The organism is Streptococcus sp. HF-1907, from assembly GCF_015594605.1.
GTDB lineage: Bacteria > Bacillota > Bacilli > Lactobacillales > Streptococcaceae > Streptococcus.
Genome location: NZ_JADNQT010000009.1, coordinates 52,457 through 74,551, shown reverse-complemented (window position 1 = coordinate 74,551; position 22,095 = coordinate 52,457). Strand labels below are relative to the sequence as shown.

Annotated in this window: 22 protein-coding genes and 1 pseudogene; 7 read left to right on the top strand and 16 right to left on the bottom strand. The window is 42.3% G+C overall.

Annotated features, from left to right (window positions below; all coding sequences use genetic code 11):
- The first annotated feature begins 262 nt into the window (after window positions 1-262).
- Complete coding sequence (locus tag IYQ92_RS06365; RefSeq protein WP_195675891.1) at window positions 263-1,078, top strand: phosphate ABC transporter ATPase; 816 nt, start codon at window positions 263-265, stop codon at window positions 1,076-1,078.
- A 296-nt stretch (window positions 1,079-1,374) separates the two neighbouring features.
- Here the strand turns inward: IYQ92_RS06365 and metG are convergent, their stop codons facing one another.
- From metG to IYQ92_RS06340, 5 genes are all read right to left on the bottom strand, one after another.
- Entirely contained in the window at window positions 1,375-3,366 is a 1,992-nt protein-coding gene (metG, locus tag IYQ92_RS06360; protein WP_195675890.1) for a methionine--tRNA ligase, read from the bottom strand.
- Between the two features lie 90 nt (window positions 3,367-3,456).
- On the bottom strand, window positions 3,457-3,777 hold the full coding sequence (locus IYQ92_RS06355) for a hypothetical protein (RefSeq protein WP_195675889.1): 321 nt from the start codon (window positions 3,775-3,777) through the stop codon (window positions 3,457-3,459).
- Window positions 3,778-3,848: 71 nt separating this feature from the next.
- On the bottom strand, window positions 3,849-4,616 hold the full coding sequence (locus IYQ92_RS06350) for an NUDIX domain-containing protein (protein WP_195675888.1): 768 nt from the start codon (window positions 4,614-4,616) through the stop codon (window positions 3,849-3,851).
- Complete coding sequence (gene pnuC, locus IYQ92_RS06345; protein ID WP_195675887.1) at window positions 4,606-5,307, bottom strand: nicotinamide riboside transporter PnuC; 702 nt, start codon at window positions 5,305-5,307, stop codon at window positions 4,606-4,608. Before pnuC ends, IYQ92_RS06350 begins: the two co-directional genes overlap by 11 nt.
- 9 nt (window positions 5,308-5,316) lie before the next feature.
- The gene (locus IYQ92_RS06340) at window positions 5,317-6,414 is read right to left on the bottom strand and encodes an AAA family ATPase (protein WP_195675886.1); all 1,098 of its coding nucleotides are present in this window, start codon (window positions 6,412-6,414) and stop codon (window positions 5,317-5,319) included.
- 134 nt (window positions 6,415-6,548) lie between these two features.
- Between IYQ92_RS06340 and tehB the strand changes: the two genes are divergently transcribed.
- The 4 genes from tehB (at window position 6,549) to IYQ92_RS06320 (ending at window position 10,733) form a co-directional block, all read left to right on the top strand.
- Window positions 6,549-7,427, top strand: a complete 879-nt coding sequence (tehB, locus tag IYQ92_RS06335; RefSeq protein WP_195675885.1) for an SAM-dependent methyltransferase TehB — start codon at window positions 6,549-6,551, stop codon at window positions 7,425-7,427.
- A 348-nt stretch (window positions 7,428-7,775) separates the two neighbouring features.
- The gene (locus IYQ92_RS06330; RefSeq protein WP_195675884.1) at window positions 7,776-9,002 is read left to right on the top strand and encodes a PTS sugar transporter subunit IIC; all 1,227 of its coding nucleotides are present in this window, start codon (window positions 7,776-7,778) and stop codon (window positions 9,000-9,002) included.
- Complete coding sequence (locus tag IYQ92_RS06325) at window positions 8,989-9,831, top strand: alpha/beta hydrolase (protein ID WP_195675883.1); 843 nt, start codon at window positions 8,989-8,991, stop codon at window positions 9,829-9,831. Before IYQ92_RS06330 ends, IYQ92_RS06325 begins: the two co-directional genes overlap by 14 nt.
- A gap of 74 nt (window positions 9,832-9,905) precedes the next feature.
- Window positions 9,906-10,733, top strand: coding sequence for an exodeoxyribonuclease III (locus tag IYQ92_RS06320; protein WP_195675882.1), 828 nt, complete (start codon window positions 9,906-9,908; stop codon window positions 10,731-10,733).
- 75 nt (window positions 10,734-10,808) lie between these two features.
- On the opposite strand, the gene IYQ92_RS06315 is transcribed toward IYQ92_RS06320, so the two are convergent.
- Together IYQ92_RS06315 and IYQ92_RS06310 are read right to left on the bottom strand one after the other, a co-directional pair.
- Window positions 10,809-11,669, bottom strand: a complete 861-nt coding sequence (locus IYQ92_RS06315) for an NADPH-dependent FMN reductase (RefSeq protein WP_195675881.1) — start codon at window positions 11,667-11,669, stop codon at window positions 10,809-10,811.
- A 15-nt stretch (window positions 11,670-11,684) separates the two neighbouring features.
- Window positions 11,685-12,284: an NADPH-dependent FMN reductase gene (locus tag IYQ92_RS06310; RefSeq protein ID WP_195675880.1), complete on the bottom strand. Its 600-nt coding sequence runs from the start codon at window positions 12,282-12,284 to the stop codon at window positions 11,685-11,687.
- Between the two features lie 134 nt (window positions 12,285-12,418).
- Here IYQ92_RS06310 and IYQ92_RS06305 point away from each other — a divergent pair.
- Window positions 12,419-13,354 (top strand): annotated as a pseudogene (locus IYQ92_RS06305) (IS30 family transposase).
- A 196-nt stretch (window positions 13,355-13,550) separates the two neighbouring features.
- Here IYQ92_RS06305 and IYQ92_RS06300 read toward each other — a convergent pair.
- The 6 genes from IYQ92_RS06300 to serC form a co-directional block, all read right to left on the bottom strand.
- Window positions 13,551-13,904, bottom strand: coding sequence for an arsenate reductase family protein (locus IYQ92_RS06300; RefSeq protein WP_195675879.1), 354 nt, complete (start codon window positions 13,902-13,904; stop codon window positions 13,551-13,553).
- Between the two features lies 1 nt (window position 13,905).
- Window positions 13,906-14,382 (bottom strand): methylated-DNA--[protein]-cysteine S-methyltransferase, encoded by a 477-nt coding sequence (locus IYQ92_RS06295; protein ID WP_195675878.1) that lies wholly within the window; start codon window positions 14,380-14,382, stop codon window positions 13,906-13,908.
- A gap of 52 nt (window positions 14,383-14,434) precedes the next feature.
- Complete coding sequence (locus IYQ92_RS06290; RefSeq protein ID WP_195675877.1) at window positions 14,435-15,610, bottom strand: 3-phosphoglycerate dehydrogenase family protein; 1,176 nt, start codon at window positions 15,608-15,610, stop codon at window positions 14,435-14,437.
- A 66-nt stretch (window positions 15,611-15,676) separates the two neighbouring features.
- Window positions 15,677-16,231, bottom strand: a complete 555-nt coding sequence (locus tag IYQ92_RS06285; protein ID WP_195675876.1) for a GNAT family N-acetyltransferase — start codon at window positions 16,229-16,231, stop codon at window positions 15,677-15,679.
- Entirely contained in the window at window positions 16,231-16,626 is a 396-nt protein-coding gene (locus IYQ92_RS06280) for a RidA family protein (RefSeq protein ID WP_195675875.1), read from the bottom strand. Before IYQ92_RS06280 ends, IYQ92_RS06285 begins: the two co-directional genes overlap by 1 nt.
- Entirely contained in the window at window positions 16,626-17,717 is a 1,092-nt protein-coding gene (gene serC / locus IYQ92_RS06275; RefSeq protein ID WP_195675874.1) for a 3-phosphoserine/phosphohydroxythreonine transaminase, read from the bottom strand. The genes IYQ92_RS06280 and serC overlap by 1 nt, the downstream gene beginning before the upstream one ends.
- A gap of 142 nt (window positions 17,718-17,859) precedes the next feature.
- Here serC and IYQ92_RS06270 point away from each other — a divergent pair, with 142 nt between their 5' ends.
- On the top strand, window positions 17,860-18,492 hold the full coding sequence (locus IYQ92_RS06270) for a copper homeostasis protein CutC (RefSeq protein ID WP_195675873.1): 633 nt from the start codon (window positions 17,860-17,862) through the stop codon (window positions 18,490-18,492).
- Between the two features lie 202 nt (window positions 18,493-18,694).
- On the opposite strand, the gene IYQ92_RS06265 is transcribed toward IYQ92_RS06270, so the two are convergent.
- The 3 genes from IYQ92_RS06265 to IYQ92_RS06255 all read right to left on the bottom strand — a co-directional run bounded on the left by IYQ92_RS06265 (window position 18,695) and on the right by IYQ92_RS06255 (window position 21,940).
- Window positions 18,695-19,606 (bottom strand): AEC family transporter, encoded by a 912-nt coding sequence (locus IYQ92_RS06265; protein WP_195675872.1) that lies wholly within the window; start codon window positions 19,604-19,606, stop codon window positions 18,695-18,697.
- A 744-nt stretch (window positions 19,607-20,350) separates the two neighbouring features.
- The gene (locus IYQ92_RS06260) at window positions 20,351-20,692 is read right to left on the bottom strand and encodes a P-II family nitrogen regulator (RefSeq protein WP_195675871.1); all 342 of its coding nucleotides are present in this window, start codon (window positions 20,690-20,692) and stop codon (window positions 20,351-20,353) included.
- A 12-nt stretch (window positions 20,693-20,704) separates the two neighbouring features.
- Window positions 20,705-21,940, bottom strand: a complete 1,236-nt coding sequence (locus tag IYQ92_RS06255) for an ammonium transporter (protein ID WP_195675870.1) — start codon at window positions 21,938-21,940, stop codon at window positions 20,705-20,707.
- Between the last annotated feature and the right edge of the window lie 155 nt (window positions 21,941-22,095).

Genomic DNA, 22,095 nt, shown 5'->3' with positions numbered 1-22,095 from the left:
GTAAGTGATGAGATTTAGCGGTATACTGTCAGTGGCTCATTGGGACGTCCTCTCTGTTTGTTTGGTCACTTACAGTATAGTCCTTTTGGGCTTTTTATGGTATTTTGAAATTAACTAGCACCACGGGGGATATATCATTTTATAATAATGACACAGGCAAACAGTCTAGGAAATACAAGGAGTTCAGAGTTTTTACTAAAGTTTAAAACTCTAAAAATGAATAGACACAATTAATATCATTGAAATATTTTTTGGAGGAGTTATGAGATTAGAAATAAATAATGGAGATTTTAGTATTCAATGGGGTGGAATTTATTATTTTGCATTGCAAGATTATCCTAATATTAGCGAGACTGAATTAGATAGAATATCTAAATTTGTTGCATATGAAAAGTACAATAATAGAGAAACAGAGATAGTCTGTGAAAATAAAAAAATACTAGACCAAGTTTTAGAATACGTATCAATTAGTAAACCTACCCCTCCATTTTATCCCAAAAATAAGATGGAGGGCTGTATTTTTAATGAAGCTGGAGATTGTATTACTTCTGACTTTATAAGTCACACAACAACTACTGAAACAGCTAAAAAGATTTTGATAGATGGAGAAATACTTTCAGCAACTAAAGCTTTTTCTTTGTCAAATGAAGAATTAGTAAAAGATAGTAGAAATGCAGCTGGTGATCCCTATGATTATTTTGACTATGTAATGTTTGCCTGGTCAAATGTTAACTCAGGATATAGATTAGCTATGGAGAGATTTATAGGTAGAAATCCAAATGAAGAAGAGTTAAATGAAAAATTTGTACCAGGAGTGAGTTTCCATTTCAAGTATTACGACATAATAAATTGCAAAGGCTATATTTTTGATGGATACCATCCAGCCAAGGTAAGGGACAGCATTAATTTAGATAAATTATTATATTTATGTGTCATCCCAGAATATTTAAAAAAAGAATTCAAAGAAATAATACCAGAATCACTTAGAAGAAGAGTTATCTATATTAAATATACTGGCGAAGGTCTTATAGAATGGAATAAAAAAGTTTATGAATATGTGCTAAGGGGACTTTATTAAGGTGACCTATTATAAATAATATTTTATTTATAATAGGTCAATTGGGGGACGGTGCTGGAAATGATATCAATAGATTTACTACTTTATCGTCTCTTTATAGAATTACTCCTCCAGTGAATCCAATGATGAGTTGACATCGCTCTGATGTACATAAATTTTTGTGATGCTGGAATATTCTAATCTGATATATCTGTAATTTTTTCGAATCTAGTCAGATTCACTTTGATGATTTTAGTAGATAGCAATAACACACAAAAAATCAGAGCACTTGCCCTGATTTTTTGTGTGTTTTCACTTTATCCGATGATAGCCCCATTTGGCACAGATGGGTCAACTGTCAAAACAGTCAACTTGCCGTCATGTTCGGCGGAGAGAATCATGCCTTGACTCACGTATTTCTTCATCATCTTACGTGGTTTGAGATTGGCTACGATTTGGAGTTTTTTACCGACCAATTCTTGTTCGTTTGGATAGAATTTAGCGATTCCTGACAAGACTTGGCGGTGGTCAGCGTCGCCTGCATCCAAGCGGAAGCGTAGCAATTTGTCTGAGCCTTCGACTTTTTCAACTTCGATAACTTCAGCAACGCGGATTTCTACAGCATCGAAGTCGTCAAACTTGATTTGGTCCTTGCTTGAGGTCAATTCCACCTCTTCTGGCACCCATTCTTTTTTGGCTGCAGGTTTACCAGCGTTCATCTGCTCTTTGATGTAGGCAATTTCCTCATCCATGTCAAGACGTGGGAAGATTGGTGTTCCTTTGGCAACCACTTTGATACCTGCTGGAAGACCTGATAGTTCAAGGTTTTCAAGGTCAAAGGAGAAGCCAAGTCCCAATTGTTCCATGATGGCATTTGATGTTGTCATCATGAATGGTTGGATGAGATGCGCTACGACACGAAGGCTAGCTGCCAAGTGAGCCATAACCGCCGCTAATTTGTCGCGGTCTGCTTCATCCTTGGCAAGTACCCAAGGAGCTGTTTCATCAATGTACTTGTTGGTACGAGAGATGATTGTCCAGACAGCATCAAGGGCTTTTGGATAATCAACAGCTTCCATTTGTTTGTGGTATTCCGCCAAATTATCAGCCACCACTGCTGTCAAGTCAGCGTCAAATTCAGTAGCCGTCGCAAAGGCTGGAACTTCACCATCGAAATATTTGTTAATCATGGCAACCGTACGGTTGAGCAGATTTCCAAGGTCATTGGCAAGCTCGTAGTTGATACGACCAACATAGTCTTCAGGCGTGAAAGTGCCGTCTGAACCAACTGGCAACGAACGCATGAGGTAGTAACGAAGTGGGTCAAGACCGAAGCGTTCTACCAACATTTCTGGGTAAACGACGTTACCTTTAGATTTAGACATTTTACCATCTTGCATGACAAACCAACCGTGAGCTACCAAGCGTTTTGGCAATGGAAGGTCAAGCGCCATGAGCATGATTGGCCAGTAGATTGAGTGGAAACGAAGGATGTCTTTACCAATCATGTGGATGTCTGCAGGCCAGAATTTGTCAAAGTTAGCATGATTTTCTTGTCCATAGCCAATCGCAGTGATATAGTTCATCAAGGCATCAATCCAAACATAGATGACGTGTTTGGGATTTGACGGTACTTTAACTCCCCAAGTGTAAGTTGTACGAGAAACAGCCAAATCTTCCAAACCTGGTTCAATGAAGTTTCTAAGCATTTCATTCATACGACCGTCTGGTTGGATGAATTCTGGATGTTCTTTATAGTAAGCCACCAAGCGGTCAGCATACTTGCTCATGCGGAAAAAATAAGACTCTTCAGAGACTTTTTCTACTTCGTGACCTGACGGCGCAACCCCACCAATCATGTTGCCATTTTCGTCGCGGTAAACTTCTGCCAATTGGCTTTCGGTGAAGAATTCCTCGTCTGAAACCGAATACCAGCCTGTGTATTCACCAAGGTAAATATCACCTTGCGCCAGCAATTTTTCAAAGACTTTAGCAACAACTTCTTCGTGGAAGTCATCAGTAGTGCGGATAAATTGGTCATAAGAAATATCAAGCAAGCTCCACAATTCTTTGACATCTCTAGCCATGCCATCAACGTAGGCTTGTGGTGTGATGCCAGCTTCTTCAGCTTTTTGTTGAATTTTTTGCCCGTGTTCATCAAGACCTGTCAAATAATGCACATCAAAGCCCATCATGCGTTTGTAACGTGCCAAGACGTCACAGGCAATGGTTGTGTAGGCAGACCCGATGTGTAATTTACCAGATGGGTAGTAAATCGGAGTGGTAATGTAAAAATTCTTTTCAGTCATTTTCTAATCCTTTCAGGCGCAAATGAAACGCCGTGTTAATCATTCACCATTATAACATATTTTTATGGCTAGCTCTAACGATTTCAATAGTCAAATGAAGGCAAGCACTAGCAAGATGACCATGATGATAATCAGCACTCCCACTCCAATCACGGTTAACCAGAAACCCAGTGGATTTTTAGGGTTGACACTGATACCGACACCGATTCGCTTAGGAATCCAAAAGGGCTCTAGGGAGCTAATTTGTCCAGCGCAAGCCAGGGCTAGAAACCACAACTCTAGTAGAACATCTAAAAATATGGCAATAGTTGTCAGCTCCGCGTCAAACTGTCTGAGAAATAGCTGTCTAAGAATGACGACAAGTAAAAGTATTAACTCTGCCAATCGTAACACGCTCTGCCATTTTTTCATAAAAATCACTCCTTTTGCCTACATTATAGTCTTTTGATAAAGAAAAGACCATCTATGAGTCATAAATGGTCTTAATTAAAGAACGGCTTGCGCTCCACGTAACGATAGAGGGTTGATGGGCGTCCGATTTTATTTGTTTTTTTGTAATTGGTCGCTTCAAGACAATAGCTGTAATCGCGCTTAAAGTTGGTCACTTGGATGGACTTCTCTAGAAAGAGGTTGGTTAGAGTCGTTGCTTCAGATAGGGTGAAGGTGTCACCAAGTAATCGTAAGTATCTTGGATTCCAAGCAGTCAGGCCTTTAATCCGTTCCATCGCATCCTGCAACATTTGGTAATGGTCAAAAGCCAAGTTATCACTTGCTAGCAGTTTATTTTCTAGACGAATCTGCTTGCGCCTAATATCCAACTGTGCCCACCTGACGATTACTGCATCGTCACCTGCTTCAATCTCCCAATGGGCACTTCTGGGCAGATAAACGATATGCGTTTTGGAAATCACCCAGCCACGCGGGTCTCGGTGGGGATTGTCATAAGTATCTAAGGTGTAAAGCATTTCCTCTGATAAGGTCAGACCAATCTCCTCCCTAACCTCACGGATAGCTGCTTGCTTGCCTGTTTCCGTTGGAGTAACGAAGCCACTTGGAAGCGCGTAACTGCCACGAAAGGGATGACTTTTACGTTGAATTAAGGGACAGAAAATCTGTCCCTCCTGATAAGCAAGTGCTATCATATCAACGGTGTAGCAAGGTTTAGCATAGCGGTTGCTATCTTGCTTTCGATACCAGTCTAAGTATTCTTCTAGCGAAGCCTCTTGCTCATAGTAGCGCTTATCCTTCATTTTTGGCACCCTTGGTCCATTGGTAATAGCCGTAGGCGTTATTGATGATAAAGGCCACATAGAGAGCAACCATTGAGTAGTTGTGAAGGGTCACCCATTGAATGAGGCTGACGACGTTAAGGACAAACCAGAAATTCCACTGTTCACGATAACGGGCTAACATGATAATTTGAGCAACAATGGCGGTAACTAGCGTGAAAGCATCTACAAACGGCTGTGTCCCTTTCATCATCGTAAAGGCTGTTCCGAATGCCCAAGTTCCAAGAGCGATTGCCGCTACTGAGAAGACCCAGTGTTGCCATTTAAAAGTCCGCGTTTCAACTTGCTCTTCTTCCATCTGGTCACCAGCAATCATATGACGACGCCAAGCAAAGAAACCTACAAATTGGGTAACAAGGTAAAAGAAATTCTCCATAGATTCACCCCAAAGGTGAACTTGCAAGCCAAGATAGAGCCCAACAGCTGTTTGAATAAACCCAAAAACATAGTTTGAAATCTTACGTTTAGCTACCAAGAGCACACAGATGGTTCCTGATAAACCAGTGATGAAGCCCGTGATAGAATCTGGGTTCCAGTAAAAAGTTGCCACCTGCAACAAGATTAAAGCCCAAGCATAAATGGCTTCGTTGCGTGTCCAACCGATAAAGAGGTCCTTGATAAAAGCGGTCAATAAATTTTGTTTTTTAGTCATCATAACCTCCTATAATTCAATAGCTAAGCGTTCAGCAATGGTTTGTTTGATACAGTCATAATTCTCAAAGAAGTCACCGTTGACGGTGATGAGAATATCTTTGAAGGGCGCGAGTAGGGATAATAAATGATTGGTAAAATCATCACGAATCGCTTGGTCGGACATAGTCATGTCGCGGAAGCCATCATCCACATAAGTCGTATTAGGCTCAACCAAAACTACCAAATCCCACTGCTCACGCGCCACAATGGACTGATAGAGGCTCTCAATCATCCGCTTATCCTTGGGCGAGCTGTCCTCAAAATAATAGTCGTAATAGGCCTTGGTCACGCTGGAGTTGGTATCCGCAAAAATCAAGCCCGTGTGACTGCCCGAATCAATGACGCTGGCGGTCTGATTGTACTGGCCATCAAGCAGGCGAACATAATCGTAGGTGTCCAACTCGTCATCGCGGACATTGTTAATGTCCTGATAGCTCCGTGCGTATTCTAAGGAATAGGGAGCATTGTAAACCCGCGCCAAATCACGAACCAGGGTCGTCTTGCCACCACTTGCCGAACCAACAATCAGCACTTTCTTGGTGAAATGCCTACGGAATGGCTTGGTGATGTATTTCCAATAATCATAAGGATTTTGCCGAATCTGCGTCGCAGAAATGGGAATAAGCGACCGCTCAATCAGATGAGTCTTGATGACCTTGTCGTCACAGCGCTTGTCCAATTCACGCTGATAAGTCTCCTCACCAACATAAATTTGCCAGTAGTTGACATCCTCAATGACCTCTGAAACAGCATTTTCTAATTTTTGGAGCCAGGGTTTCCAACCTTCTGGATAAGGGGGTATCCCTTCTTCGTCCAATTTGACGACTGCAACCAGCTCATCGTCACGGAAGACCTCGCGTACATAGCGCAAGCGTCTATCCAAATGCAAACCAACCTTGGTGCCACGGTCCTCAGCTGTATTTTCACCCGACACGACAACTACAACCCCTGCATCATTTTCCCGCTTAGCACGATGAATCAAATCGACGTGCCCGATGTGCATAGGGGCAAATGTTCCAAAGACAACGCTAACTGATTGGCCTCTTAATTTATGACGAAGTACCATTTCCTATCCTTTTTTATCATTTTGATAATATTGTAACTGACCTTGACTATTTTGACAAGACCAGATACAGAATTTTCTAAAAATATTTCTGAAATTTTTTGGTATAATAGTTAGAATAAAAAAGGAGACACCAGATGACAACTATAGATACTAGCCAGCTCATGGCTTACAAACGTATGCCAAACTGGACTGCAAACGATATTCCAAAGCTTTTCTTGGAACGCCACAACACTAAAGAAGGCACTTGGGGAAAATTGACTATTCTCAAAGGAGCACTCACTTTCATCTCTCTTGATGAGGACGGTAATGAGACAAGTCAACTGCTACTCGATGCGCATTTTGACAGTCCTTTTGTGGAGCCACAAGGTTGGCATAAAATCGCGCCAGCCAGCGATGACCTTGAGTTTTACCTGACCTTCTATTGCACCAAAGAAGACTATATCAGCAAAAAATACGGTCTTGGACGCACGCACTCAGAGGTGATTTTCTCGGCGCCTTACCTCAAAGAAACCAGCAAGGTGCTTGACTTGGGCTCTGGACAAGGGCGCAACTCACTTTACTTGAGCCTTTTGGGGCACGATGTGACTTCTGTAGATACTAATGGTCAGAGCTTGGTGACGCTTGAAGACATCGCAAGTGAAGAAGATTTGCCATACAAGATTGATTGGTACGATATCAACACAGCCAACATCCAAGTAACTTATGACTTCATCCTGTCAACGGTTGTTTTTATGTTCCTTGACCGTAATCAGGTTCCTAGTATCATTGCCAACATGCAAGGACACACAGCAATCGGTGGCTACAACCTTATTGTCTGTGCCATGGATACCGAGGCCTATCCATGCCCAATGCCTTTTCCATTTACCTTTAAAGAAGGCGAACTTAAGGAATACTACAAGGACTGGAAATTCATCAAATACAATGAGGACTTAGGTCATCTTCACAAAACAGACTCCAACGGCAACCCACTTGAAATGCAATTTGTAACCATGCTAGCTAAAAAAGTAAACTAAATCAATGAGGTTTGGGTAGACGCCCAGCCTCATTTTAGCATTCAAGAAACTTGCTGCAATTTTCTAATGTGTTACAATGGGGTAGTACATAATATTTGTACTTGTTGAAGTTTAAAAACTAATTTCTTTTCAGTAATAAAATGATTACCATAGATAGAAGCGAACGAAGTGAGCCAACCCTGATATTTTCGCCGTAGTGGTATTATCAGTGGCAACAGCAATGCCACTGATAACGGAATTTTTGAAACCTCAGGCTCAAAAATTAGGGATGAAACTCCGAAGGAGGTTGCTCCCGTCCGCACTACTTAAGAAAATATCAAAAAAATAAAATAGAAAGTGGGTTTGTCCATGAGCGCTATCGCTTATCGTTTTCATCAAATTCGCTACCTTGTTTATCAAGGATTCCGTGACACCTTTCCCTTCGCTCTTTTTCTGGCTGGTTTAGAAATCAGTTTGGATCTCTTCATCTCAAATCAATCCTTTCTGGCACAAATCACCCAGTGGAGCATTTACAAACAATCTTGGCTTGTTTTTCTCAACCAAGGACTCTTGAATTTTGCCCAGCTTCTGCTTCATTTTATCGCCAGCTACTTTGTCGCTGATATCATTAAGCACTATCTAAACCATTATCATATCAAGGCATTAATGCCCAGTCTGCTTGGCTTTGTCACCGTCTGGTCTCTCCTCGAATTTGGCATCACTATCGTGACAGACAACAGCCGCTTCCTCGCGCAACCTTTTTGGCTAGTTCTTCTGCTCTTTAGCTTCGTGGTGACATGGATTAGTCGTTTTTTGGACAATCGCTCGTGCCACTTAAAGACAAGTCTCATCATCTTGGGACTGATGGGGATTTCCATTCTCACCAATCTCATGATATTTTTCCCATCGATCAATTTTAACGAACACATTCAGCAAACTTTCGCCAGTCTCATGGGAAATGGTCCTGAAAATCTCTGGCAAGTCATGCTTTGGTCAGTTATCGGAATTGTTCTTCTCTTAGGCGGATTTGTCGTGCCCAGTAGTCTGAATTTTCCCCATACCTATCTGACAGTTTTCACTGAAAATCTCAATACTACTTTGTCAAATACTTCCGATAAGTTGCCCTACCTTTATTCGCTCTACACTGTCCGCGATAGTTTTGCTATGGTGGGTGGCATTGGTATGCTTGTCTCCTTAGCAATCGCTGTGATTTGGGAAAGCAAGCACCAGCAACTCAAGGTCAAGTACGGTCGCATTGCTTGGTTGTCAATGATTCCCCTCTTATTCGACCACAATCTGCCTTTTCTTCTTGGCCTGCCCATCCTTTTTCAACCAATTCTGCTTGTCCCCATGCTTTTATCAACAATCATGGCAGAGGGCATTGGTGCACTTCTCCTTCACCTCAAATGGATTAGCCCAGCGGTCTTTACCATTCCAAATGGGACGCCCAATCTGCTTTTAGGCTTTTTAGCTTCTGACGGTGACTGGCGTTATCTCATCGTCAACGTCCTTCTCATTGGATTGGCTACACTCATCTATCGTCCATTTATCAGACTAGCATTCGCAAGGGAGGCCAAATATCATGAAAAAGCTTAAAGCCATTCCTTTTGTCATCGCTGCGCTAGTCCTCATTGGCATGACCCTATCTGGAAAATCTTATGTCCACAAGATCAACGATCACCAGATTAAAATCAACAGTTCTCGGATGAACCCAACTATCCTGGTACCTGGCTCAAGTGCAACCCAGGAGCGTTTCGATAGCATGCTCGAATCGCTGAATAACATGGGGCACAAGCACAGCATTCTCAAACTGACGGTCAAAACGGACAATAGCATTCGCTACAGCGGTCAAATCACCAACAACGACCTCCGTCCTTTTATCGTCATTGCTTTTGAAAATAATCACGACGGCTACGCCAACATCAAAAAACAAACTGCCTGGCTGAATATTGCAATGAACGCCCTCCAGAAGAAGTATAAGTTCAAGAATTTCAACGCTATCGGCCATTCCAACGGTGGTCTCAACTGGACTATTTTTCTTGAAAAATACTACGATAGCGATGATTTCAATATACAAACCTTGATGACTATCGGGACACCCTACAATTTTGAAGAGACCAACACCGAGAATCGGACACAGATGCTCAAGGACCTTATTGCCAACCGCGATAACATTTCTTCAACTTTAACTATGTATAGCCTAGCTGGGACAAGCACCTATGACGCTGATAAAATCGTTCCCTTTGCCAGTGTTGAGGCTGGAAAATATATTTATCAAAATACTGCAAAACATTACACCCAGCTAACTGTCACTGGTAGTGATGCCGACCACTCCGACCTCCCTAGCAATACCGAGGTTGTCCAGTACATTGCCGACAAGGTTTTGAAAATCAATAATCGCAGACAGGACCGAAAACCACAATAACAAGACCTCAAGTTCGCTCCTAGATAGGATTTTTGATAGAATAGAGACTAAGATTGACTACAAAGGAAAACACTATGAAACTTATTTCTTGGAACATTGATTCCCTCAACGCTGCCCTTACTAGCGACTCAGCACGCGCCCTGCTTTCACGAAAGGTTATCGACACCCTCGTTGCTGAAGACGCTGATATCATCGCCATTCAAGAGACAAAACTTTCAGCCAAAGGACCAACTAAAAAACACTTGCAGATTTTGGCTGACTATTTTCCAGATTATGAAATCGCTTGGCGCTCTTCTGTTGAGCCTGCGCGAAAAGGCTACGCGGGGACAATGTTTATTTACCGTAACAGCTTGAATCCGACCATCACCTATCCAGAAATTGGTGCCCCAAGCACAATGGACTGCGAAGGACGCATCATTACCCTAGAGTTTGACAACTTTTTCGTGACCCAAGTCTATACTCCAAATGCAGGAGACGGTTTAAAACGATTAGCTGACCGTCAAGGCTGGGACATCCAATACGCAGCCTACCTAGCTGAGCTAGATGCTAAAAAACCAGTCCTTGCAACAGGCGATTACAATGTCGCCCACAAGGAAATCGACCTGGCTAACCCAGCCAGCAACCGTCGTTCACCAGGATTTACCGACGAAGAACGCCAAGGCTTCACAGAACTCCTAGCAAAAGGGTTTACAGACACCTTCCGCCATATCCATGGCGATATCCCAAATGTCTACAGCTGGTGGGCACAACGCAGCAAAACCAGCAAAATCAACAACTCAGGCTGGAGAATCGACTACTGGCTAACCTCAAACCGTATCGCAGACAAGATTACCAAGTCTGAAATGATTTCCTCTGGCGACCGCCAAGACCACACACCGATCAAGCTGGAAATTGATTTGTAATCACAAGTGACCATATTAAAAGCTCAGCTTTCATTCAGAAAGACTGAGCTTTTTAGCTGATATATATTCATTAGCTCACAAGGGAATTGTATCAAAAATATCAGCAACCTCAATACCGAGTTTTGGACCAAATAGCTCATCCAAAGCCTTATCAAATGGCGTTTTAGTCACCTTTTTACCTTCAAAAAATTGATCTATTTGACGATCAAAATAATCCTTGTCTGAAAAGCTTAAGGCACTTCCAAAAAGTTTATCTAAGGCTTGATCAAATGGTGTCTGACTTTCTGATTGATCCGGCATTGCTTGACTCGCTTGAGGTTTAGCATTATTCCATGATTCTGAAGCTCCAGAAGTAGCATCTGTACTACTTTCAGTTATCACTGTCAAGGTCATATTATTAACGATAAAGACATAGGTGACAAAATCCTTGAGACAGGTCTCCAAAAATGCTACTGTAGCTTCTGATTTGATTTGACCGAGCTCATCAAAAGCTTCTTTAGCATTTCCTAGTAAAAATTCATTTCCTGGAAGAACCCACGCGTTAACGCCAGGAGCGTTTAAGATTTCTCGCAAATGACTTTGCGCCCTCGATGTACCTTGTGAATAGTATGATGTTCCAATGACCATAACTGGTTTCTTTTCAAAAGGATGCAATTGATAGGAGAGCCACTCAATCACAGATTTTAATGCAGAAGTTATGGTATGATTGTGCTCAGGTGTTGAAATGATAACCCCGTCAGCTGCAAGAATACTTTCATTGATTTTTTCAATCTCTGGATAATCCTGATAATCTGGATTCTGAGTAAATATTGGAATACCTTTGATTTCCACAATTTCAAGTTCAAAATAATCCTTAAATTGTTTTTGAATAAACTGCAGTAGTAATCTATTATGAGAATAAGTGGCATTTGAACCAACAATTCCAACGATTTTCATACAAAACCTCCCTAATCACCACTTTGTGGCGTTTGCTTCTAAAATTTTATAACGACGTTGAGATGTCAATGTCGACTGAACCGTCACATAAGTCAAGAAATCATTAAATAAAGCCTCTAGGCGTTCAACTACTTCTGCTGATTTTAGATTTCCTTTGTCATCAAAAGCATCCAATGAATGTGATAAATAAAATTCTGAACTAGGCATGATAGCAGCCATCAATTCTGGAGCATTTAAAACTTGTCTCAATTGAGATTGGGCACGGGAAGTTCCCAATGTACCATACGATGCCCCCGTCACCAGTACTGGCTTATCTACTAAAGGTTTCGCGCCAATAGATAGCCATTCTAAGGCATTCAACAAAACAGCTGGCGCAGCATGATCATATTCTGGCGTAGCAATAATGACGCCATCTGACTCTAAAATAAGCTTCTGCAGAGCCTCAACATCATCAGGTAAAGTTGCTAAGTCATCCTTACAAAAAGGTTCAATCTGACTGAGGTCAAAAACATCAATCTGCGCTCTTTGATGAAAATGATTGGAAATATAGTTAATTAGTTGACGATTGGTAGATGGAAAAGAGTTAGTTCCTGCAATAGCAATAAAATGGTACATAGCCGACTCCCTTGATTAAGATAACACCTTTATTATACTTGATAAATTGTAAAATATAGTGCAACAAAAAAACTCATAGCGTTTCATTGGTGTAAACTGTAAGTAACCACACAAACAGAACCCGAGGAAAAACTATGAGCTACTCCCATCTTACCATAACCGACCGAATAAAGATAGAAACCTACTTAGAATTAGGTTTGAAACCCTGCCAAATTGCAAATAAACTTGGCGCCCATAAGTCTACTATTTCAAGAGAGTTAAGACGATGCCAAAATGATTATTCCGCAGCCTTAGCACAGGAACAGTACGACCACAGGGCTAAGCAAAAAGGTCGGAAGTCTCGTTTGACATCAAAGTTGAAAAAGGAAATTGAGGACGTTTTAAAATCCTCCTGATCGCCTGAACAGATTTGTGGCCGCTATCAGCTTGAACAAAAGCCAATGGTAGCTTTCAAAACTATCTATAACTGGTTCTATGCTGGTTTGATTGATCTGGATTTAAGCGTCCTTCGTCGTAAAGGGAAAGCTCGACAACCCAAAGAAACACGTGGAAGATTTAGGATTGGTATGTCGATTGCCAAACATCCTAAAGAGGTCAGGAATCGTGAGACCTTTGGTCACTGGGAGCTCGATACTGTGGTGTCTTCCAGAAGCAAAAGCAAGGGCTGTTTAGCGACCTTCCTAGAGCGAAAAACGCGCTTTTACTTAGCTTTCAAGATACCAGACAGAACAGCCAAATCCATGTTTTCAGCTATCGAACAACTTTGTAAGCTATTTCCAAAAGAGGCTCTTAAAACCTTCACTTCAGACAGGGGAAAAGAGTTTGCCTGCTATCCTTTGGTAGAGAATTTAGGAATTTCCTTTTTCTTTGCGGACGCCTATTCATCCTGGCAGAGAGGAAGCAATGAAAACGCAAATAGCTTACTAAGAGAATATTTCCCAAAGAAAACAGATTTAGCCGCTATCTCTGATGAGGCTTTGAACAAGGCTTTATATGATATCAATCACCGACCACGAAAATGTTTAGCTTACAGAACTGCTAGTGAAGCTCTAGAGGATGAGTTCGAGTAAATGTTGCACTTATTCTTGCAATTTATCACTTAAAAAAGACAAGAAAAAAAGATAATTTACTCATGTTTTTTATTGTCTTAATATATGCTTTATCGGTTTTGCTATACTCGCAATTATAGAGTATGTTTATAATATTTTTGATAAACGAAAATAATCAAGAAAGTAAAACGAGCTCGTCGCAAGACGAACCCGTTTTTTATAAGCCTAATTCTACATAAACCTTCCGATAACCTACCTGTAAAAGCTTACCATCCTTAAGCAAAATCGGACGCTTAATCAACATACCATCACTAGCCAACAAATCAGCCGCTTCTTGTGCAGACAGCTGGACCATCTTGTCCTTGAGACCCAAAGCACGGTAGGATTGGCCACTCGTATTAAAGAAATTTTTGATGCTATAGTCAGACGTCTCCATCCACTCCAAAATCAGTTCCGCCTTAGGTGGATTCTCCTTTATATCAATGCTGGTAAAATCTACCCCCAGACTTTCAAGCTCCGCCTTAGCTCTACGACAAGTCGTGCATTTTGGATATTGGTAAAAAGTATACATATTAGCCCCTCTCTTCATGTTTCAGCAACCAAGCCTTACGCTCTACACCACCTGCATAGCCCGTCAGACCCCCATCTGCCCCCAGCACCCGATGACAGGGCACTATCAGCGATACAGGATTTTTTCCAATGGCTCCGCCAATAGCTTGCGCTGACTTGCAGTCTAAGAGCTTGGCAAGCTGACCGTAGGTAACTGTCTGACCGCTAGGAATGTCCTGCAAAGCTCGCCAGACCTTCATTTGGAAGTCAGTTCCCGTCAAGGCAAGTGTCACCTCAGGCAGAGCTGCGCCAGCAAAATAAGCCTCCAGCCAGTCACAAGCAAGCTTGGTATGACTTGTTGATTGGTTAGCGACAGCCATGACTTCAAAGCCTCGGCAGTCATACTTCTGTCCCACAAAATACAAGCCACAAACGCCCTGCTCATTTGCTAAAATCCGTATAGCTCCCAAGGGAGAGTCGTATAAATCTTGGTATAACATACTTCAAGCATAACCTAAAAAGCCATGAAATGCAATTCACGGCTTCTTTTTTCTATTTAGCAATCAAACGCACGCGCACGATATTGTCGCTAGCTTCAAATTCAGCAACCAAGATATCAATTTTAGATTTATCTTCTTCATCCAAATCAATAAGGGTATAAGCATAATCGCCTTTTGAACGGTTGATGATGTTGTCAATATTGATACCAAGGTTTGACACGGCTGTTGAGATATTAGCCACAATATTTGGCACATTTTTGTTAATCAAAGTGATACGGTAAGGTGCTGTTTGAACCTGATGAACGTTAGGGAAGTTGACAGAGTTGGTGATTTCACCTGTTTCAATAAATTGGCGGATTTCTTGTCCAGCCATGATAGCACAGTTAAGCTCCGCTTCTTCTGTTGAGCCACCCACGTGTGGGAAAACAGTGACCTTATCTTTGTTGAGCAGTTCTTCTGAACCAAAGTCTGTGATGTAGCGTTTAACCACACCAGCCTCGATAGCATCAAAGAGCGCAGCATTGTCTACCAACTCCGCACGGGCAAAGTTGATAACAGTAGTCCCTTTTTGCATGAGGTTAAAAGCTTCTTTGTTGAAGGTATGCTTGGTGTCAGGCGTCAAAGGGACGTGGATAGTGATGTAGTCACAGTTGGCAAAGATTTCCTTGATGTCCTTAACACGACGAACGTGGTGAGAAATGTTCCAAGCTGCTTCGATAGACACGTAAGGGTCGTAACCAAAGACAGTCATGCCCAAGCGACGCGCATCGTTGGCAATGCGTGAACCGATGGCACCAAGTCCGATGACACCCAATTTTTTACCGCGGATTTCAGTACCCGCAAATTGTTTCTTACCAGCTTCAACCTGCTTAGGGACATCGTCGCCTGAAAGTGTGTTGACCCAAGCGTTAGCCGCAATATAATCACGCGCTGATAGGAGAATAGAAGCTACAACTGCTTCCTTAACTGCGTTAGCATTGGCACCAGGCGTGTTGAAAACAACGATACCTGCCGCAGTCGCGTCATCAATAGGAATATTATTCGTTCCAGCACCCGCACGTGCAATAGCCTTCAAATTTGATGGGAAGTCCACACCATGCAGGTTTTGACTGCGAATGATGTAGGCATCTGGGTTATCAGCCTTGTCACCATCAATTTGGAACTGGTTGCCCAATTCCTTCAAACCAATCTGATTAATATTATTAAATGTTTTTACACTATATACCATCTGATTCACACAAAGGCTAGCATCAACTAGCCTTCCTTTTCTTCTTTTATTTTATATTCAAACTCATTAGAAACCGTGGTAATCAGCCTCGTCCACTTCTTGGTAACGAGCTTTTTCTGACTTGGTTTTAATTTTTTGGTAAGCCAAACGCTCACCGTCAATAGGGACCTTACCACAATAAACATAACCCAATTTTTCAAGAATATGCTGCATGGCTAAATTCTTCTCATGGGTATCGCAACGAAAATCATGACCGTCAGTCCCCTCAATCAAACCTTGCAAGAAAGTCTGGGCGACCTTTTGACCTTGGATATCACTGAGGACAGCAATACGATGAAAGACAATATAGCGATGATTGTCATGTTTCCAAGCTCCATCGAAAATCTTTTCATAAGCAGGGTCAATCCCATCAATGACAGCAGCATAGGCAACAATTTGCCCTTCTATCAGAGCAACATAGCCCTGTCCTTGCAGGATATCGTCAAAAATAGTGTCTTGATTGGGGTAACCATCCTCTCCCTGCCACTGATTACTGCCAGACTGAGCTAAGGTTTGTCGGGCAGATTCAATCACTGCCATGATGGCGTCCACTTCATTGGGAAATGCTTGTCTAATGTCCATTATTTATCCCCTAATACAGCTGTAACTTCAATCTCAACCATTAAGTCTTTGTCGATGAGAGAAGAAACTTCCACCATCGTAGCTACTGGCTTAATATCTCTAAAGAACTCCCCATGAGCACGACCAATTTCTTCCCATCGTGAAATATCCGTCACAAACATCCGCGTTCGAGTGATATTTTCAAAAGGAATACCTTCTTCTTGAAAAAGCCTTGAAATCGTCTCTAAAATATAACGAGTCTGTTCGTAGGCATCTCCAACCGCATAAGGTTTTCCGTCTTTCATTGCCGTTGTGCCAGCAACTTCAAGGACATCCCCCATTCTGACCATTCGAGAATAACCAACGAAGTCTTCCCAAGGTGAGACACCAGCTATATTCTGTCTTTTAAGAGTCATTAGCTGTTCTCCGCTTCAAATTTCTTCATGAAGTCAATCAAGTCCAGCACACCTTGGCGTGGAAAGGCGTTGTAGAGACTGGCACGCATGCCACCTACTGAACGGTGTCCTTTGATGTTCTTGAATCCAAGTGGTGTTGCTTCTGCAACGAACTTAGCATCCAATTCCTTGCTTGGTGTTACAAATGGCACGTTAGCAACTGAACGGTCTTTAGGATTTTTAACTGGGCTTGTGTAGAAGTCTGATTGTTCAATGAAATCGTAAAGCAGACCTGATTTTTCTCGGTTGATTTTTTCCATTTCATCAACGCCACCCATTTCTTTGACCCATTCAAAGACCATTTTGGCAATGTAGATTGAGTAAGCTGGTGGTGTATTGTAAAGAGAACCCGCATCTGCTTGAATACGGTAGTCTAACATTGCTGACAAGGCAGGTTCGTCATTGAGCAAATCTTCACGGATGATGGCAACAACGACCCCAGCTGGTCCGATATTCTTTTGCGCACCAGCATAAATCATACCGAAATCTTCCACATTGTAGCGAACTGCCAAGATATTTGAAGACATATCCGCAACGATTGGCACACCATTAGTATCTGGAAGGTTGTAAACTGATGTTCCTTCGATAGTATTATTAGTTGTCAAGTGAACATAAGCCGCATCGGGGTCAATGTCCTTAGCATCAAATTCAGGAATATGGTCGTAAACCGTATCCTCAGTTGACGCTAATAAGATTGGTTCAAACGGAATGGTTTTAGAGAGTTTAACAGCTTCAGTGTAAGCTTTTTTCCCCCATGAACCGCCGACCAGGTAGTAAGCCTTACGACCTTTGGCTAAGTTCAAAGGAATCATGGTAAATTGAAGTGACGCTCCGCCTTGCAAGAAGAGAACACGATAGTTGTCAGGAATCCCCATCAATTCACGAAGAAGACTCTCTGCATCTTTAATAATCTTATCGAATTCTTTGGAACGGTGCGACATCTCCAAAACACTCATCCCGGAACCTTGATAGTCTAGGAGTTCAGCTTGGGCTTTTTCAAGCACTGGTTTTGGCAATACTGCAGGACCTGCAGAGAAATTGTAAATTGTCATAATGACACCTCCAAAGTTATTGGTTAAAATTATAGCACAATTTTCTGAATTTTGTAAAGATTTTTTCAATTATTTTAGCAAAAAATTCTTTTCTATTTCATGTTATAATAAAAACAACGAACATTATGTTAAAGGAGCATCCATGATTATTAAAGAATTTTGCGCTGAGAATCTGACAGACCTCCCCAAAGTGGACAGCGCAGCCATAAAACGCGTCGAACTCTGCGACAACCTGACTGTCGGAGGCACAACGCCAAGCTACGGCGTCATCAAAGAGGCCAGCACCTATCTTCACGAAAAGGGCGTCAGCCTTGCTGTCATGATTCGCCCGCGCGGTGGCAATTTCGTCTACAACGACCTTGAACTTCGCGCAATGGAGGAGGATATTCTCAAGGCTATTGAGCTCGAAGCAGACGCACTTGTCCTCGGCGCCCTCACTGAAGACAATCACATCGACACAGACGCCATCGAGCAACTCCTCCCATCCACTCAAGGACTTCCCCTCGTCTTTCACATGGCTTTTGACCAGATTCCTTTGGAGGAGCAAAAGGCTGCGCTAGATGAATTAGTGGACTTGGGCTTTGCTCGCATTCTCCTTCACGGTTCAGCAAACGACCAGCCTATCGCAGCCAATGTTGAACACATCAAAGACCTTATCGACTACGCTAATAAACGCATCGAAATCATGATTGGTGGCGGAGTAACAGCCGACAACTACCAAGAACTCTGTGACCAAACCAGCGCCACTGCTGTTCATGGTACTAAAATGATTTAAGATTGTTGATGTTTAGATATTTTCTTAGCTAGTGCAGGCGAAAGCAATTTTCTTCACAAAGGGTACTGTTACCCGTTGAACAAATTAAATATTTAAACTTAGCCAAAGGATAAAGTCACTTGTCAATGTAAAATAAACCTAAAAAGAATCTCCTTGAATTGTTTAAAGTTCAAGGAGATCTTTTTCTATGGTAACTGTCTTATCAAATAAAGCAGAGGCAGAGTATGGTCAGGATGATGATGCTGACAAAAATGCTGAGGGAGTTGAGATTGGCAGGTTCGGCACTCTTGGAACCTAGTTGCATGGCATAGACAGGACCTAGTGTTGAGATAGGGGCAAAGAGGCAGAGTACCATCATTTGTTTAGCGGCCAAGTTGACAGGCAAGAAGAGGTAAAGTAGGGCTGACAGCACCGCCATGAAGCCAAAGCGTTGCAACAATCGTCTCACCAAAGAAGCGGCAGCTGATTTTTCAATATGGAAATCAACCATGACCCCAATCATGAACATGGCTAGGAAGGGATTAGCGTTACCAGCGATACTAGTGATGTTCAAAATTCCCTGTGGAATGCTGATGTGGAGGAGTGAAATAACCAACACCAAGAGATAGGTGCAAAGGGGGATAGAGGCAAAGACCTTCTTAGCCAGCGCTAGAAGTGATTCTTTTTGCTGACCGCCAATAATCCGCTCTGCCATGAGATAATTGCCCCGAATACACATAATCGAGTTGCCGGTATCAAAGAGCAGGACTGTCATGATGTAGCGACTGGGGAAAAAGACCATGACAAAGGGCAGAACAAAGGTACCAATGTTAAAACCAGAACTTTGAATGAGGGCAATAGCCTTAGCTTCAGGCTTATGACTCTTTTCAAAATAGTAGCCAATCCCATCCAAAAGAAGATTCCCCAGCATTCCAAGAAAAAAGGGAATCAAAAGCTGGGACGTAAAGGTCAGCTGGTGCTCAGACGATAAAATTGAGCAGGGCAAAGTTACGTTCATGAGAATAACCGACAATTTAGCACCATCTTCTCGCCTAAAAACCTGCCGATGCTTAAGAAAATAGCCCAAATAGATAATCAAAAGAAAACCAACAGCCCGCGACAAAATACTAAGCAAAACCAAACTCCTTTTAGCCATTTAACAAGGACTCAACGCTATTATAGCACTTCTGGCTGGTAGGTGACCGGATTTTTGAGAAGAAAAACTGGGTAATATGATAAAATCAACTGTCCGAGTACATGAAGAAAGAGGAAATCAGCTGTCGCAAAGTGCGATGAGGAGTGCAAGACCAATAATATTATTCCCATTACGGGAACAAGCTGTGATGGCTTAGAAATTGCTCTCACATGGTGGGAACGAGATGGACTGGCTTGAAAACTCTCATCCCGCTACGGGAATGAGGGGAGCTGGCTCTAAAATCTTTTCCCACCGTGGGAATGAGGTGAACCAACTCGAAAGCTCCTCTCCTACCGCAGGAACGGAATGAACTGACTCTAAAATGATTCTCCCACCATAGGAATGAGGTGAACTACCTTGAAAGACTTGCTCCTACCGTAGGAAGACACTTAATCAACTTGAAAACATCATTCCTACCATAGGAAGGCACTTAACCAACTTGAAAATATTACTCCTACCATAGGAAGGGACTTAACCAACTTAAAAACATCATTCCTACCGTAGGAAGAATTCAAATCCAAACAGAAAATGCGCTCCTATGGTAGGAATGGGTTTCGCAAGTCCAGCAAATAGCTTTTCTCCCACAGATTGGCCATAAGAACAAAACTATAAACTGCTAAACACAAAAAGAAGCCTTCACTTTCGAGAATGAAGGCTTCTTTATCCTTAATCTAGCAATAATCTTTAAATAGCATCGCCATCACGTTCACCAGTACGGATGCGGATGACTTCTTCGACTGGGAAGATGAAGATTTTTCCATCTCCGACTTCCCCTGTACGCACAGTCTTGCAGATTAAATCTGCGATTTCCTCGGTATCCATATCATGGATAATCATTTCAACCTTGACCTTGGCAAGCAGGGTTGGCACAATCTTTTGACCGCGGACGTATTCGGCAAAACCTTTTTGATTGCCATAGCCCAGCACTTGACTGACGGTCATACCCTTAGCAAAGCCGGCCTTGGACAAGGCATCTTTGAGGTCTTCCAATTTTTCTGGACGAATAATAGCTTCAAGTTTTTTCATGCGATTTCCTTTCTATGAATCAAGTCCCATAAAGGTTGGGTAGGCTGTTTCCTCATGCTCACTATCATCAAGACCGATAGCTTCTTCACGGTCAGTCACACGAATATCTGTGAAGTGACCGATGATTTTGATGATAATAAATGTGGCTAGCGCTGACCAAGCGATGGTGAAAATGATAGCCGCAATAGTTACCAAGAAAAGACGAGGATTGCCATAAATCAAACCAATATTTGCTTTATTAAGCGCCAAGCTAGGACTGGTAAAAACCCCTGTCACCAGACCACCGAAGATACCACCGATACCATGGCAACCGAAGGCATCCAAAGCATCATCATAACCAAAGCGACGTTTGAGCACGGCGATGGCAAAGTAACAAACAGGACTGACCAAAAGACCGATAATCAAGGCACTCCAAAGTGGCACATAGCCAGCACCAGGCGTGATAGCGACTAGACCAGCCACCAAACCTGTCGAAGCTCCTACCAAAGAAAACTTGCCTGTTTGACGTTTTTCAATTAAGAGCCATGATAGCATAGCTGCAGCCGCTGATAAGTGAGTGGTCAAAAAGGCATGTACTGCCAAGCTGTTGGCACCTAGACTAGAGCCAGCATTGAAACCAAACCAACCGAGCCAAAGGATACCAGCACCCAGAAGCACGAAAGGCACATTGTGGGGACGGTATTCTAAGCGATCATAGTCACGACGTTTGCCCAAGAGCAGAGCTAAAACCAAGCCAGACACCCCTGAGGTGATATGAACCACATCGCCACCGGCGAAGTCAATGGTTCCCCACTTAGCTAACAATCCATCTCCCCAAACCATGTGGGCAAAGGGAAAATAAACCAGCAGCAACCAAATCGGAATGAAAATCATAAGTGGCACAAAACGCATACGCCCTGCTGCTGCTCCTGTCAGGATGGCCACAGTAATGATTGGAAACATCATTTGGAAAGCCGCAAACAAGGCATCTGGGATTGAAAGGCCACGGCTGCTTGCTGTTTCACTAACACCATTTAAGAAAAGGTGGGAAAAATCACCAATCAGCTTACCACTACCAGAGAATGATAGAGAATAACCAAGCACAATCCACATGACCGTCGCAATGGCAATTGGCGCCACACACATCATCATGTTGTTAATGACATTTTTACGTCGACCAAGCCCCCCGTAGAAGAATGCTAGCCCAGGTGTCATGAAAAAGACCAAGGCTGAACAAATTAACATAAAAGCAATACTTCCTGTATCCATAAAGTGACCCCCTTTAAAATTATGTCACTTAATATAACACCATTTCAAAAGAAAGTAAATAACTTTTGTCAAATTTTTCTGAATTTTTTAACTCTCTGACATGGATTGTCAGTCGAAAAAAGAAAAAATCAACAGCTTAACTGGGCTCTATAATT